At 75.3% G+C, this 14,890-nt stretch carries 11 protein-coding genes; 3 read left to right on the plus strand and 8 right to left on the minus strand.

Annotation, left to right across the window (positions count from 1 at the left end; genetic code table 11):
• Positions 1–74: 74 nt before the first annotated feature.
• A complete protein-coding gene (gene lipB, locus AC3CHW_RS26760) occupies positions 75–884 on the minus strand; it encodes a lipoyl(octanoyl) transferase LipB (protein WP_187061247.1) in 810 nt (269 codons plus the stop codon).
• 563 nt (positions 885–1,447) lie between these two features.
• On the opposite strand from lipB, the gene AC3CHW_RS26765 reads away from it, so the two are divergent.
• The gene (locus tag AC3CHW_RS26765; protein WP_488468179.1) at positions 1,448–3,079 is read left to right on the plus strand and encodes an NsdA family TPR-like regulatory protein; all 1,632 of its coding nucleotides are present in this window, start codon (positions 1,448–1,450) and stop codon (positions 3,077–3,079) included.
• Positions 3,080–3,250: 171 nt separating this feature from the next.
• Here the strand turns inward: AC3CHW_RS26765 and AC3CHW_RS26770 are convergent, their stop codons facing one another.
• Together AC3CHW_RS26770 and AC3CHW_RS26775 are read right to left on the minus strand one after the other, a co-directional pair.
• The gene (locus AC3CHW_RS26770; protein ID WP_488468180.1) at positions 3,251–4,567 is read right to left on the minus strand and encodes an FAD-dependent oxidoreductase; all 1,317 of its coding nucleotides are present in this window, start codon (positions 4,565–4,567) and stop codon (positions 3,251–3,253) included.
• A 374-nt stretch (positions 4,568–4,941) separates the two neighbouring features.
• Positions 4,942–5,835 (minus strand): TIGR01777 family oxidoreductase, encoded by an 894-nt coding sequence (locus tag AC3CHW_RS26775; RefSeq protein ID WP_488468181.1) that lies wholly within the window; start codon positions 5,833–5,835, stop codon positions 4,942–4,944.
• 321 nt (positions 5,836–6,156) lie between these two features.
• Between AC3CHW_RS26775 and AC3CHW_RS26780 the strand changes: the two genes are divergently transcribed.
• The gene (locus tag AC3CHW_RS26780) at positions 6,157–6,648 is read left to right on the plus strand and encodes a GNAT family N-acetyltransferase (RefSeq protein ID WP_488471177.1); all 492 of its coding nucleotides are present in this window, start codon (positions 6,157–6,159) and stop codon (positions 6,646–6,648) included.
• A gap of 45 nt (positions 6,649–6,693) precedes the next feature.
• Here the strand turns inward: AC3CHW_RS26780 and AC3CHW_RS26785 are convergent, their stop codons facing one another.
• Positions 6,694–7,221, minus strand: coding sequence for a DUF4240 domain-containing protein (locus AC3CHW_RS26785; protein WP_488471178.1), 528 nt, complete (start codon positions 7,219–7,221; stop codon positions 6,694–6,696).
• 247 nt (positions 7,222–7,468) lie between these two features.
• On the opposite strand from AC3CHW_RS26785, the gene AC3CHW_RS26790 reads away from it, so the two are divergent.
• Positions 7,469–8,431 carry an SDR family oxidoreductase gene (locus AC3CHW_RS26790; RefSeq protein WP_488468182.1) on the plus strand — a complete coding sequence of 321 codons (963 nt, stop codon included), beginning with the start codon at positions 7,469–7,471 and terminating at the stop codon, positions 8,429–8,431.
• Between the two features lie 172 nt (positions 8,432–8,603).
• Here AC3CHW_RS26790 and AC3CHW_RS26795 read toward each other — a convergent pair whose 3' ends face one another.
• From AC3CHW_RS26795 to AC3CHW_RS26810, 4 genes are all read right to left on the minus strand, one after another.
• The gene (locus tag AC3CHW_RS26795) at positions 8,604–9,569 is read right to left on the minus strand and encodes a helix-turn-helix transcriptional regulator (RefSeq protein WP_488468183.1); all 966 of its coding nucleotides are present in this window, start codon (positions 9,567–9,569) and stop codon (positions 8,604–8,606) included.
• 232 nt (positions 9,570–9,801) lie between these two features.
• Positions 9,802–12,546 (minus strand): pyruvate dehydrogenase (acetyl-transferring), homodimeric type, encoded by a 2,745-nt coding sequence (gene aceE / locus AC3CHW_RS26800; protein ID WP_488468184.1) that lies wholly within the window; start codon positions 12,544–12,546, stop codon positions 9,802–9,804.
• Between the two features lie 351 nt (positions 12,547–12,897).
• The gene (locus AC3CHW_RS26805) at positions 12,898–13,554 is read right to left on the minus strand and encodes a response regulator (protein ID WP_488468185.1); all 657 of its coding nucleotides are present in this window, start codon (positions 13,552–13,554) and stop codon (positions 12,898–12,900) included.
• Entirely contained in the window at positions 13,551–14,855 is a 1,305-nt protein-coding gene (locus tag AC3CHW_RS26810; RefSeq protein ID WP_488468186.1) for a sensor histidine kinase, read from the minus strand. The genes AC3CHW_RS26805 and AC3CHW_RS26810 overlap by 4 nt, the downstream gene beginning before the upstream one ends.
• Positions 14,856–14,890: the final 35 nt, after the last annotated feature.

Raw genomic sequence — 14,890 nt, forward strand, 5'->3', positions numbered from 1 at the left:
GCGAACACCAGGGTACGCCCGTACATCGCGTGCTCTTCTGTCGAGACCAACCCGCGAGCTGCGGGGTGCATTCCTCAGACAGCGCGGGGCAGCGGCACGCTCTCGGCCAGCACGTCCGTCAGGTGCCGCTCGACCAGCGGGAGCACCTCCGCGACGGGGACGTCGCGCCCGAGCTCGTGGGAGAGGGAGGTCACGCCGGCGTCGCGGATGCCGCACGGCACGATGCGGTCGAACGACGTGTTGTCCGGGTTGCAGTTCAGCGAGAAGCCGTGCATGGTCACGCCCTTGGCGATGCGCACGCCGATCGCGGCAAGCTTGCGGTCCTCGCGGCGCTGGCCCGCGTTGGACGGGGCGTACTCCGGGCCGTTCAGCCGGGCGTCGAACTCCTCGTCGGTCAGCCGCGGGTCGAAGTCCAGGTTGAGGCCGCCGATGGCCGGGCGCTGCTCGACCGGGTCGCCGAGCACCCACACGCCGCTGCGGCCCTCGATACGGGTGGTCTCCACGCCTAGCTCCGCGCAGGTGCGCAGCAGCGCCTCCTCGAGCCGCCGGACGTGGGCGATCACGTCCACGGGGCGCGGCAGCTTCAGGATGGGGTAGCCGACGAGTTGTCCGGGGCCGTGCCAGGTGATCTTGCCGCCGCGGTCCACGTCCACCACGGGGGTGCCGTCCAGGGGGCGTTCGTTGTCGGCCGTGCGCCGTCCCGCGGTGTAGACCGCGGGGTGCTCAAGGAGCAGGCAGGTGTCCGGGATCTCGTCGGCGAAGCGTGCCGAGTGCACCCGGCGCTGCTCTTGCCAAGCCTCCTGGTACTCGACCGCGTCCGCGCCGAATCCCAGGTGGACGAAGCGCAGCTCGCTCTGATCTCCGTGTGGCTGGGGAAGCCCCATGGCAGCTCCTTCGAACAAACTCGCAACCGTTCCGCCTCCGCCACTGTACGGCGGTGCCGCGACCTGCTGGCGCGCGGCCGTCGGATGCGCTCGCCCGGCGCGGGCCGTCGGGGCGCGCGAGCCGCCCCGGCTCCCGGCCGCGCGGCGCCCGGGAGCCGACCGGCGCGCGCGATGGGGACGGCCGAGGGAGCGCCAGGGGGCGGGCCGGAGGGCGGGCGGGGGGCGGCCCGCGCGACGGGCGGGACGAGGGCTCGCCGGCGTGGTGTGAGGGGAGTGGCGGGGACGAGTTCGAGCCGTGACCGGGACGGTGGTCGGCCGGGTTTCGACCATGCCCGGATAGGGGTGGGGGCGAGGCCGTGCCAAAGCGTGAGGTGGGGCCGTTGCCGGTGGTGGGAGGCGGGCGGGCCCGCACCGGAGCGAACGGGCGTGAGCTGGGCGTTACGTATCTCATCGCTTCTCACACGATCGGATGAATGTAGGGCGAAGCTGGCGAGCAGCGCACTGTCAACCGCTAAATTCACGCCGTTCCACAGAGCGATGCGATCAGGGAGACCGGCAGGCTGATGACGGAACGATCCCCGCAGCACACCCCCAACCGTCAGCTCGCCGCGCTTATCGCCGAGGCCGGTTTCTCGCACGCGGGCCTCGCCCGGCGAGTGGACCAGCTCGGGCTTGAGCACGGCCTTGACCTGCGATACGACAAGACGTCGGTAACGCGCTGGCTACGCGGGCAACAGCCGCGTGGCACGACCCCGGCACTGATCGCCGAGGTCTTCACCCGCCGCCTCGGCAGGCGCCTGTCCGCCCAGGACCTCGGCCTCGACGCGTGCGCCCCGGTCTACGCGGGACTGGAGTTCGCGTCCTCGCCGGAGGAGGCGGTGGACATCGTCAGCGGACTGTGGCGGAAGGACTCCGGCAGCCACAGCGAACTACGGAAGATCGCCTTCACCCCGGCCGGCCTGGTGGTCCCGAGCCGGGACTGGCTGATCGGGCGGGCCGACGACCGGGTGGCCCGCGGCGTCCCCGCGCCCACCAGGCCGGGCCAGCCGGGGCCCGAGGGCGCCGGCCGACCCGGCGTCGGCGTACCGCGCGCCAGCGGGCCCACCCCCAGCGGGGTCGGCCGCGGCGCCGCACCGGGCGGCCCCGGCGGCCCCGGCGCGGGCGCGGGACAGCCGGCGGTCGCCGGCGCCGCGGGCGCCGTGGCGGGCGTCGGCAACGCGCGCGTGCCGCTACAGAACCGCGTGGCGGTGCCGCGCCAGCGGCTCACCGACCGCACCGACCGGGGCCCGGGGCACCGGGTGACCGCCGGCGACATCGCCGCGCTGCGCTCGGTCGGCGAACTCTTCCGGGCACTGGACCACGCCTACGGCGGCGGCCACGCCCGGCAGGCGCTGGTGCGCTACCTGGAGCACGAGGGCGAACCCATGCTGCGCGGCAGCTACGGCGAGACCATCGGGCGCCGCCTGTTCGCCGCCATCGCGGACCTGACCCGGCTGGCCGGCTGGACCTCGTACGACATCGCCGCGCACGGACTGGCGCAGCGCTACTTCGTGCAGGCCCTGCGGCTGACCCAGGCCGCGGGGGACCGGGCTTACGGCAGCTACGTGCTGGTCACGATGAGCCGGCAGGCCGTCTACCTGGGCCACGGCCGGGAGGCGGTGCAGCTCGCGCGGGTGGCGCAGCAGGGCGTGGGCTCCGGGGCGCCGCCGGTGGTGCAGGCGCTGTTGCACGCCGCCGAGGCGCGCGGGCACGCCGTCCTGTCCGAGGCCCGGGCCTGCACGGCGTCGCTGGCGCGGGCGGAACGGGCGCTGGAGACGGCGCGGCCGGGCGACGACGTGCCGTACTGGGCGCGCTTCTTCGACGAGTCGCAGCTCGCCGACGACTTCGGGCACTGCTACCGCGACCTCCAGCAGTACCGCGCCGCCGCCCAGCACGCGGAGCGCTCGCTCCAGCTCCGCGGGGCGGGGTTCGCGCGCAGTCGGGTGTTCTGCCGGGTGGTGCTGGCGACGGCCCGGCTCGGGCTCGGCGAGCTGGAGCAGGCGTGCGCGCTGGGCGCGGAGGCGGCCCAGCAGGCGGCGGAGATGCGCTCGGCGCGCGCGGTGGAGTACGTGCGCGACTTCGAGCGCCGGCTCGAACCGTACCGGGACGCGGCCCCGGTGCGCGGGTACCGGGAGCGGGTGGCGGCCCTGGGATGAGCCGGGGCACCTCGCTCGCGGGGGAACGTCGAACGGGTGTCGTACGGCCGGTTCCGCGTTCGGGTGCGGCACGGGCGCGAGTGGGAGCGGTTGCACGGCCCACCCGGCGCGCGCGTGCCGTACGTGGCTCCCGCGGGCCGGCCGCCGCCTCCCCGGCCGGCCCGCGGGCGGTCAGGCAGCCGCGCTGAGCGGCGTGGCGTCGCAGCCCGGGGTCAGCCCGAAGTCGCGCAGGACCTCCCAGGCCGCGCGGCGCCCGGAGTACAGCGCGCCCTGGGCCGAGCTGGTGTCGCGGTGGTCGCCGCACACGTACAGGCCGTGCAGCAGCCGTACCGGGCGGCGCAGGTCGTGGGGCGCGGGCATGGCCGGTACCGCGTAGGGGTCGGGGAAGGCGGCGAGCAGCCGCCAGTCGCGGGTGGAGGTGGCGTAGACGCGCGCGAGCTGGCCGCGCGCGGCGCCGTCCAGCGTGCCGGCCGGCGCCGTCGCCGCCGCGCCGAGCGCGACCGCGGTGATCAGCGCCTGGCCCGGCCGGCTGCGCGCCGGGTCCACCTCGCTGGCCACCATGGTGTACGCGACGGGGCCGCGCCGGTCGCCGGCCAACACGAGCGCGGGCTCGCGCAACGGCGCGCTCGGCGCCGCGTAGTGCAACACCGTCACCGGGTGGAAGGCCGGCAGCCGCAGCCCGGGCAGCAGGTCGGCCGCGGCCTTGGCGCCGGTGGCCACGACCACCGAACGGCAGCTCAGCTCGCCGTGCTCGGCGGTGGCCACCCGGGTGGTGGAGGCGGAGACGGCGCGTACGCCGGTGCGCACCGTCCCGGGCGGCAGCAGCTCGGCCAGCAGTTCCGGAACCGTGGCGGCGCCGCCCGCGGCCAGCGACAGCCGGCCGCGCGCGTATCCGCGCAGCGCCAGATCGGCGCAGCGGCTCGAAGTGATCAGCTCCGGGTCGGAGAGCAGCGCGGTCAGCAGGGGGCGCAGGAAGCCGTCGATGGTGCGCGAGGGCAGTCCGCGGACCGTCAGGGACGCGGCGGCCGGGCGCTCGGGGCGCGCGAGGAGCCGGTGCGTGGGCACCGCCGCGAGCCGGCTGAGGGCGGCGCCGAGCCGGGCCTGGTCGAGCCCGCCGGCGCGCGGCGCGCGGGCCGCCGTCGCCAGCGCGCGCGCCGTGGTGAACGCGCCGCCGGTGCCGCGCGGCTCGCCCATCCGGTGCGTGCGGCCCTCGCCGTGCACCAGCACGCCGGGCGACAGCGGGCGCAGGGGCAGTTCCCCGAGCCCCGGCGTGCGCCGCAGCTCGGGGAAGGAGGTGTTGAGGAACTCGCCGGTGCGGTCGAGCCGGAAACCGTCGATGTCGTCGGTGGTCATGCGCCCGCCGACCCTGGGTTCGGCCTCCAGGACCGTCACCGTGAGCCCGGCGTTGATCAGTTGGTGAGCCGCGGCGAGGCCGGCGAGACCGGCCCCGACGATGACGACGTCCGTGTGGCGTGCGCTGCCGAGCACGTGCCCCTCCCCGAGGTCGCTGCGATGTTTCTGGGGCCTGATGCCCTCAACTGGCTAGGGGGATGCGTGAACCGGACTCGACGGTAGGAAGAAAGCCGGGCGACGGCAGTCGCGCATCGACCGAGCACGGTCGCACGACGGTCGCACGCGCGTCGGGTGGGACCGGCGGGCGACGCGGGCACCGGTGGTGGGGCCGGGGGCGCGAGGCCCGCGCGCGTGAGCCCCGCGCCGCCGGCACGCGGCACGGCGGGCGCGCGGGCGCCGGGGCGCGGGGTGCCGGCGGCGCGGGTGGCGCGGGTGGCGCCGGGGCGGGCGGGGCGGTGGCGGGCCGCGTCAACGGTCGCCGGCGGCGGGTGAGGCCGGCTGGTGGTGTGTCAGGCGGCCCGGATCGCGTCGTCGATGTGCGGGAAGTCGAAGCGGAAGCCGGTGTCCAACAGGCGCCGGGGCAGGACGCGTTGACTGCTCAGGACGTCGGAGGACAGTTCGCCGAGGGCCAGTCGCAGCGCGGGCCGGGGCACGGCCAGCTTCGTGGGCCGGCGCAGCACGCGCCCCATGGCGGCGGTGACCTCGCGGTTGGTGACCGGCTCGGGTGCGGTGAGGTTCACCGGGCCCGAGAGCGACTCGGTCGCGATGATGTGGCGCAGCGCCGCCACCTCGTCCCGCAGGGCGATGAAGCTCCAGTACTGGTCGCCGGCCCCGAGCCGGCCGCCGAGCCCCAGCCGGAACAGCGGGAACATCCGCCCCCAGGCCCCGCCGCCGCGCGCCACCACAAGACCGGTGCGGGCGTACGCGGTGCGGATGCCGGCCTCGACGGCGGGCTCCGCCGCCTCCTCCCACTCCTGGCACAGATCGGCCAGGAAACCGTGCCCGGGCGGGGTGTCCTCGTCCACCGGGCGGTCCCCGGTGTCGCCGTAGACGCCGATGGCGCTGCCCGAGACCAGCACCGCCGGCGGGGTGTCGAGCGACGCGACGGCCTCGGCGATGGCGGCGGTGCCCAGCACCCGGCTGTCCCGCAACTCCCGCTTGCGCGCCGCGCTCCAGCGCCGGTCGCCGATGCCCGCGCCGGCCAGATGGACGACGGCCTCGCAGCCGATCAGCCCGCTGGCGTCCACCCACTGTCGGTGGGGGTCCCACTCCACCTCGTGGTCGGTGCGCGGGGCGTGGCGCACGAGGCGTACGACGTGATGGCCGTCGCCCCGCAACGCGTGGGCGAGCGCGGAGCCGATGAGGCCGGACGCACCGGTGACTGCAATACGCATGCCCGCCATCCTGCCCCCGATCGGCCCGGGGATGTGCCCGGACAGGCGGGTGGGCGCCGCACGGCGGACAGGCCGGGCACACCCGCGGGTTGCCTGTGGGCGGCCCGTGGGTTGCCCGGGGGTGTCGGGGTGGCGGGGCCCGGTGGCACAGTGATCCACATGTGCGAACCCGCGCCCGCCGCGCGCCCGGCCGACCCGTCCGTATCCGCCCGCGTCGAGCCCGCCGTGTCGGCCCCCGCCGTATCGGCCGAATCCGCCGCGCCGGCTGAATGCGCCGTGTCGGCCGGGGCCGTCTCGGCCGAACCCGTCGTGTCGGCCGGGCCGGCGCCCGTGGGCGGTGTGGTGGTGCGGCCCGCACGGTGGGCCGACGGGGAGGCGCTGGCCGCCATCGACCGGCGCGTGTGGTCCCCGGTGCACTCGCCCGCGCCCGCGCCGTCGGAGGGCCCGGCCCGGCCGTTCTTCGACGAGCAGGGCCCGCCGGCGCAGTACCTGGTGGTCGAGGTGGACGGCCGGGTCGCCGGCTACATCCGGCTGTGCCCGCCGACGCCGCTGGCGGCCAACGCCCACGTACGCCAGATCCTGGGGCTCGCCGTCGACGACGCTGCCCGGGGGCGCGGCGCGGCGCGAGCCCTGCTGCGCGCGGCGTGCGTCCAGGCGCGTGCGGAAGGTGCCACGCGGATCACGCTGCGCGTGCTCGGGCACAACGACGCGGCCCGGAAGCTGTACGCGTCCGAGGGGTTCGCCGTGGAGGGCGTGCTGCCCGGGGAGTTCCTACTCGCGGGCGCGTACGTGGACGACGTGCTGATGGGGCGCGGCCTGTGAGGCGGCGGGCCCGCCCCTCGGGGGCCGGATCGCCGCGCCGCCAGGTCAGCCGCCCGCGCCCCGGAACCGGTCCCACAGCAGCGGGAAGCGGTCCGCCAGCGCCTTGTCGTCGCGGAGCGGGAGGGCGGGGCCGGTCGGTTCGCCCGGCGGCTCGGGAAGGCCGAGGTCGGGCGTTTCGAGGCCGGTGAGCTGCTCGTACGCCTCGTCCGCCGCGTACCCCAGGTCCTCCGCGTCGCCGTCCGCACGCGGGTCGAAGTCGTCCAGCAGCCGCGCCAGGTCGTCGGGCTCGTGCAGCGCCCCCTCGAAGACCTCCCGGCCCTGCCCGATCAGCCAGCAGCGGAAGTCGTCGAACATGTCCTCGCTCGTGTCGTCCAGCAACACGGTGGCGGCGCCCCACAGGTCCCAGCGGTAGGCGCGGTGGTAGCGCGCCTCGAAGTGGCGGGCGAAGTCGGCCACGGAGTCCGGGTCGAGTTGGATCAACCGGTCGATGAGCAGGTCCGCCTGGTCCTCGGGATCCCCGTCGGCGGCCTCGCGCGAGGCGTCGATCAGTGCCCAGAACTCCGTCTCGTCCATCACAGGGACCAGCATCGGCCCTGCGCCATGGCCGTGCACGCCGAGTACCCCGGATGCGGCTGTGTCGTTACCGCGCGCGGGGTCGACCCGTTATTCCGCAGTTCGTACGACTGCCGCGCGCCCGCCGGCCGCGCCGGCCCGACCGGCGGGCGCGCGACCTTCGACGGCCGCGAGTTCCTCGGCAATCACGACAGGAGATGACTCCTTTCTTCGACACAGTCATCGGCGGCAACACCGTGAGGCACCGATGAAGGGACGAGGACACGTGAACACCCAGGGCGGGCGCGCGCTGTCGGACAAGATCGCACTGGTGGCGGGGGCGACCCGCGGCGCGAGCCGGGCGATCGCCGTCGCGCTGGGCGAGGCGGGCGCGACCGTGTACGTCACGGGGCGCACCTCGCGCGGCGACGACGGGGCCGGGGCCCGGCTGAGCGAGGTGGGACGGGCGACCGAGACCATCGAGGAGACCGCGGAGCTGGTCACGGCGGCCGGCGGCACGGGCATCGCCGTCCGCACCGACCACCTGGAGCCGGAGCAGGTACGCGCCCTCGCGCGGCGCATCGACGACGGGCACGGGCGGCTCGACATCCTGGTCACCGGCGTCTGGGGCGGTGACCGGCTGATCGAGTTCGACACCAAGGCGTGGGAGGTGGACCTCGACAAGGGGTTGCGCATGCTGCGGCTCGGCATCGACTCGCACCTGATCACCCACCACCACGTGCTCCCGCTGCTGATCCGGCGGCCCGGTGGCCTGGTGGTCGAGCTGACCGACGGCACCGCCGACTTCAACACCACCTACCGGGGCAACCTCTTCTTCGACATCGCCAAGAACGTGCCGATCCGGGTCGCGTTCGGGATCACGGAGGAGCTGAAGGAGTACGGCGGCACGGCCGTCAGCATGACGCCCGGCTTCCTGCGGTCGGAGGAGATGCTCGACCACTTCGGGGTGACCGAGGAGAACTGGCGCGACGCCATCGCGCAGGAGCCGCACTTCGCCATCGCCGAGTCCCCGGCGCTCATCGGCAAGGCGGTCGCCGCGCTCGCCGGCGACGAGGACCGGGCCCGCTGGAACGGCGCCTCGCTCTCCAGTGGCGAACTGGCCAGGGTCTACGACTTCCGCGACACCGACGGCTCCCAGCCCGACTGCTTCGGCTACTTCCGTGACCTGGTCTTCGGCAAGAAGGAGGGGTCGGTCGAGGACTACCGGTAGGGCGCGCGCGGCGGCGCGCGGGGGCCGCTCCGGGGAAGGGCCGTGCCGCCTTTCCCGGGGCGGGGCAGGGCGGGGCGGCGCGGCCCTGCCCGGCCCAGGTACGTCCCCGAGTCGTGACCGGACGCTGCGGGGGAGCGGGAACGAGGACGGGATCGGGGGCGCCGGGCCGGCGCTAGGCGTAGAGCGCCGCCGCCTGGGCCAGGGTTTCGGCCATGCGTGCGCGCAGCGCGGGGGGCTCGATGACCTCGCACTCCGGGCCGAGCCCGAGGAGCTGCTCGTAGGCGACGTCCAGCGTCTCGACGGGCAGGGTGACCGTGATCCAGCCTCGCGGGTCGGGGTCGGCCGCCGCGGCGATCGACTCCCGGGCCGTGCCGGGGTCCGTCCTGCGCGGCAGCAGCCGGGCGCCGCGCTCCGACAGGCGGAGCACGACCTCCGCGTGCAGGATCGAGCGCCGGAAGTCCGCCGCGCGGTCCGCCCAGAAGGCGGGCAGCTCGAAGGAGGCGTCGCGCTCGAAGCGCTCCCCGGACGGCTCGACGGCCGTGAACCGGTCGACGCGGTAGACCCGCCACGAGGCGTCCACGCGCGCCGCCAGATACCAGACCCCCGCCTTGAGCACGAGCCCGTACGGTTCCAGCTCGCGCTCCACCTCGCTGCCGCCCCGGCGGTAGCGGGCGGTGAGCCGACGGTCGTCCCACACCGCGTCGGCGATCACCGGGAGCGGTTCGGGGGTGTCCGGCGCGTGGTACCAGCCCGGGGCGTCCAGGTGGAAGCGCTGCGCCGCGCCGTCCGCCGCGTCGCTCAGCTCGGGCAGCAGGGCGGCCGACACCTTCAGCCGGGCCGCGGAGGCGGCGTCCGCGAGGCCCATCTCGCGCAGCGCCGACGGCACCCCGGACAGAAACAGCGCTTCGGCCTCCGTGCGACCGAGGCCGGTGAGGCGGGTGCGGTAGCCGCCGATGAGGCGGTACCCCCCGGCCCGGCCCCGGTCCGCGTAGATCGGGACGCCGGCCTCGGACAGGGCCAGCACGTCCCTGGCCACCGTCCGCTCCGAGACCTCCAACTCCTCCGCCAGCTCCGCCCCCGTCATCAGGGCCCGGGATTGGAGCAGCAACACCATCTTGATCAGTCGGGCCGCGCGCATGGGCTCATGATGCACGCGGCCACTGACAGTCGCGGCTGCTGCGCCCCACCGGCCCGGGGGAGCGGGCCGGCGGGCGCGGTCGGGAGGGGAGCGGGTCGGTCCGGGGCGGTCCGAGGCGGTCCGTACGGGAGAGCCGCCCAGGGAACGGGCCGACGGGGAACGGTCATCGAGGGAACGGCCACCGGGGCGCGGGCGGGCCGATGGCGCGGGCCGGCCCGCCCGCCGTGAACCGTCAGAGCCCGTACCGCTCCGCGGCCTCGCGGACCGTCTCCGGCTTGACCTCCCCGCGCTTGGCGAGCGCGGCGAGCGCCGCCACGGTCACGGACTGGGGGTCGACGCCGAAGTGGCGGCGGACGGCCTCGCGGGTGTCGGAGAGGCCGAAGCCGTCCGTACCGATCGAGGTCCAGTCCTGCTCCACCCAGGGCGCTATCTGGTCGGGAACCGACCGCATCCAGTCGCTGACAGCGAGGACCGGGCCCGGTGCGCCGGCCAGGGCACGGGTGACGTACGGGACCCGATCCTCGCCCTTGAGCTGCGCCGCATCGCAGGACAGGGCGTCGCGGCGCAACTCGGTCCATGAGGGTGCCGACCAGACGTCGGCGGCGACTCCCCAGTCGTCGGCCAGCAACCGCTGGGCGTCCAGGGCCCAGTGGATGGCGGTGCCGGAGGCGAGGAGTTGCAGGCGCGGCGGGCCGCCACCGTCGGTGGTGGGCGCGCCGGTGCCTGCCGCGGCCGATGCCGCCGCGGCCTGTTCGTCGGCCGGCCGGTAGCGGTAGAGGCCCTTGATGATGCCTTCCTCGACGCCCTCCGGCATCGGCGGCTGCACCTTGGTCTCGTTGTAGACCGTCAGGTAGTAGAAGACGTCGGGGTCCTCGCCCGCCTCGGGGCGGTACATCCGACGCAGCCCCTCCTTGACGATCACCGCCACCTCGTAGGCGAACGCCGGGTCGTACGAGAGCGCCGCCGGGTTGGTGGAGGCGATCAGGTGCGAGTGACCGTCCGCGTGCTGGAGTCCCTCGCCGGTCATCGTGGTGCGGCCGGCGGTCGCGCCGATGACGAAGCCGCGGCCCAACTGGTCGGCCAGCGCCCAGAACTGGTCCGCCGTGCGCTGCCAGCCGAACATCGAGTAGAAGATGTAGAACGGGATCATCGGCTCGGCGTGCGTCGCGTACGACGTCGCCGCCGCGGTGAAGTCGGCCAGCGAACCCGCCTCGGTGATGCCCTCGTTGAGGATCTGACCGTTCCTGGCCTCCTTGTAGTACAGGAGCTGGTCGCGGTCGACCGGGTCGTACGTCTGGCCGACCGGCGAGTAGATCCCGGCCGACGGGAACAGCGACTCCATGCCGAAGGTGCGCGCCTCGTCCGGCACGATCGGCACCCAGCGGTGTCCGGTCTCCTTGTCCCGCATGAGGTCCTTGACCAGCCGGACGAACGCCATCGTGGTGGCGATCTCCTGGGTGCCCGAGCCCTTGTACAGCGCCTCGAACGGCTTCTGCGCGGGGGCCGGCAGGGGCCTCGCGACCACCTTGCGGGCCGGGGCGGGGCCGCCGAGCGCGGCACGGCGCTCGTGCAGGTAGCGCACCTCGGGGGAGTCCTGGCCGGGGTGCCAGTACGGCACGAGGTCGCCGCTCAGCGCGCTGTCCGGGATGGGCAGCTCCAGCAGGTCCCGCATGGCGCGGAACTCCTTGCCCGTGAGCTTCTTCATCTGGTGGTTGGCGTTGCGGGACTCGAAGCCCGGGCCGAGGGTGTACCCCTTGACGGTCTGCGCCAGGATCACCGTCGGCGCCCCGCGGTGCTCGACCGCCGCCCGGTAGGCCGCGTACACCTTGCGCGGCTCGTGCCCGGCGCGCGAGGTCTGGAACAGTTCGAGGAGCTTGGCGTCGGTCAGCTCGCGGCCGAGCGCGGCCAGCGCGGGCTCGCCGCCGAAGAAGTGCTCGCGCACGTAGCTCGCGTCACGCGTCGCGTACGTCTGGAACTGGGCGTCCGGCACCTCGCGCAGCCTGCGCAGCAGCGCGCCCTCGGTGTCGCGGGCCAGCACCTCGTCCCAGGCGGCGCCCCACAGCGCCTTGACGACGTTCCACCCCGCGGCGCGGAACTGCGCCTCCAGCTCCTGCACGATCTTGAAGTTGGGCCGCACCGGGCCGTCGAGGCGCTGGAGGTTGCAGTTGATGACGAAGGTGAGGTTGTCCAGCCCCTCCCGGCCGGCCAGCGCGAGGGCGGCGGTCGACTCGGGCTCGTCCATCTCGCCGTCCCCGAGGAAGGCCCACACCCGGGAGGCGGAGGTGTCCTTGATGCCCCGGTGCTCCAGGTACCGGTTGAACCGCGCCTGGTAGATCGCCGAGAGCGGGCCGAGGCCCATCGAGACCGTGGGGAACTCCCACAGCCAGGGCAGCCGGCGCGGGTGCGGGTAGGACGGCAGCCCGCCCGCGTTGCCCGCCGTCTCCTGCCGGAACCGGTCGAGCTGCGCCTCGCCGAGCCGGCCGTCGAGGAACGCGCGGGCGTAGATGCCGGGCGACGCGTGGCCCTGGAGGTAGAGCTGGTCGCCGGACTGGTCGCCCTCCTTGCCGCGGAAGAAGTGCTGGAACCCGGTCTCGTAGAGCCAGGCGGCGGAGGCGAAGGTGGCGATGTGACCGCCGAGGCCGAACCGCGCGCCACGGGTGACCATCGCGGCGGCGTTCCACCGGTTCCACGCCGTGATCCGGGCCTCCAGCGCCTCGTCGCCCGGATAGGCGGGCTCGGCGGCGGTGGGGATCGTGTTGACGTAGTCGGTCTCCTGGAGCGGGGGCAGGCTCAGGCCCCGCGGGGCGTCCGGGCGCGCGGCGTGCTCCAGCGTGCGGCGCAGCAGATACGCGGCGCGGTGCGGGCCCGCCGCCTCGGTCACGGCGTCGAGCGACTCGCGCCACTCGGCCGTCTCCTGCGGGTCCCGGTCCGGGAGCTGGTCGAGCTGGCTGTACGGCGGGCGTACGGCGTCGGGCATGGGTGGCCCCTTTCCGGACGAGTGAAGGCAAGAGCGGCAGGCAGGGGTCGCACCCCGCGTTCGACGATACGACTGTGATCGATGATCGATCAATGATTCTCGGGCGAAAGCGCAAAAGTCGGCACGCGGTGTCGCCATCGCCGGCACTGCGTGCCGCAACTGGGCGACGGCGAAACGCCGTTCGCGCGCGCATCTAAGGGCTCGGGGGAGGGCCGGTGGGCGCCGCGCGGGACCCCGCCGGGCGCGCTCACGCCCGGCCCCACCGAGCCCGTCACCGATCCCCGTACCGCGCGCCGAACCGCCGACGGATGGAACCCACACGGGCAGACCGCCGCGGTGCGGTGGCGCGGCTCAGCGCGTCGGGGTGACCAGGCCCGCCTCGTACGCGGCGATGACCAGGTGCACCCGGTCGCGGGCGCCGAGCTTGGTGAACAGCCGGGCCACGTGCGCCTTGGCGGTGGCGACGGCGATGCACAGTTCGCCGGCGATCTCCGCGTTGGACAGCCCCCGGCCGACGAGGGTCAGCACCTCGCGCTCCCGGTCGGTGATCCCGCTCGGCGGCGGGGGCGGCGGGGCGGGTTCGGGGCGGCCCGCGAACTCCTCGATCAGCCGGCGGGTCACGCTCGGCGCGATCAGCCCGTCCCCGGCGGCGACCACCCGGATGGCGTCCAGGATCGCCTCCAACGCCATGTCCTTGACGAGGAACCCGCTGGCCCCGGCCCGCAACGCGGCGTACACGGAGTCGTCGTCATCGAAGGTGGTGAGGATGAGGCTGCGGACGTCCGGCTGGTCGGCCGTGAGCCGCCGGGTGGCCTCGATGCCGTCCAGCTCCGGCATCCGGATGTCCATCACCACCACGTCGGGCGTGACCTCGGCGGCCAGTCGTACCGCCTCGGCGCCGGTCGCCGCCTCGCCCACCACGACGATGTCCGGCGTGTCCGCCATCAGCACCCGCAGGCCGGTCCGCACCAGCGGCTGGTCGTCGGCCAGGACGACGCGCACGCTCATCCCGCCACCCCCGTCGCCACCGCCGCCGCACCCGACCCCGAACTCGCCGCCACATCGGCCTCCTCCGTACCATCCGGCACCGGCACCGGCAGCACGGCCGCCACCGTGAACCCGCCCTCCGGCCGCGGGCCCGCCGTGAACCGGCCGCCCAGCAGCGCGGCCCGCTCCCGCATGCCGACGATCCCGAGGCCGGCGCCGGGCGGGACCGTGCCGCCGCGCCCGGCGTCGACCACCTCGACCGCCACCGCCGCCGCCCGGTAGGCGACGGTCACCCGGCACGCGTCGGTCCGCGCGTGCCGGATGACGTTGGTGAGGGCCTCCTGCACGATCCGGTAGCCCGCCAGGTCGATGTCGGCCGGCAGCGGCCTGCGCGTACCCTCCCAACACACCTCGACCCGCACGCCCGCGTCCGCCGTCGTCGCGGCGAGCTTGCCCAGGTCGTCCAGGCCGGGCGCGGGCTCGCGGGAGCCGGTCGCGCCCGCCCCGTCCGACTCGTCGCGGCGCAGCGCGACCAGCGTCCGGCGCAGCCCGGCGAGCGTCTCCCGGCTGGTGGCCTCGATGACGGACAGGGCCTTGCGCGCCTCGGCGGGCTGGGAGTCGATCACCCGGCCCCCCACGCCCGCCTGGATGGCGATGACGCCGATGCTGTGGGCGATCATGTCGTGCACCTCGCGCGCGATGCGCAGCCGCTCGGCGGTGACGGCCCGGGCGGCGGCCTGGTCGCGCAGCGCCGCGGCGTGCTCGCGGCGCTCGCGCAGCGTCCGCCCGCTCGTCCAGGCCACCAGGGCGGTCAGCGCGAACAGCACGGAGGCGTTGAGGGCGTCGTCGTTCGCCCGGGCCCCGGTCGACACGACGGTGACGTGCGTCAGCAGGGTCAGCGCCGCCATCGACAGGCTCACGCGGCGCGACCTGCGCGCCGCGAGGTAGCCGAGCGCCACGTCGTCCACCAGGGCCAGCAGGTAGACGACCTCCCAGGTGATCTCCGGCGGCGTCGACGCGGCGAGCGTGCCCGCCAGCATCAGCGGCAGCGCCGCCACCGGGCTGCGTCGCAGCAGCGACACCGGCAGCATCGTGGCGATCACCAGGAGCATGATCTGGACCGCCACCGCCTGGCGCGGCTCCGCCTGCACCGCCGCGAACAGGGCTACCGGGTACACCAGGGCCCCGCCCCAGGCCAGCGCCGTCGCCGCGACGGACCGGGCGCGTCGCAGGGACCCCGCGGGCGGGGCGTCGGACGCGCCGGCGGGGTCGGGGGCTGGCCGGGGCGGGCGGGCGCGCCCACGGCGCGCGGTGTCAGGCATGGCCGGATCGTACGGCCCGCCGCCGCGCCGGGGCA

The organism is Streptomyces sp. MGP-BFMKR1 (genome assembly GCF_057766585.1).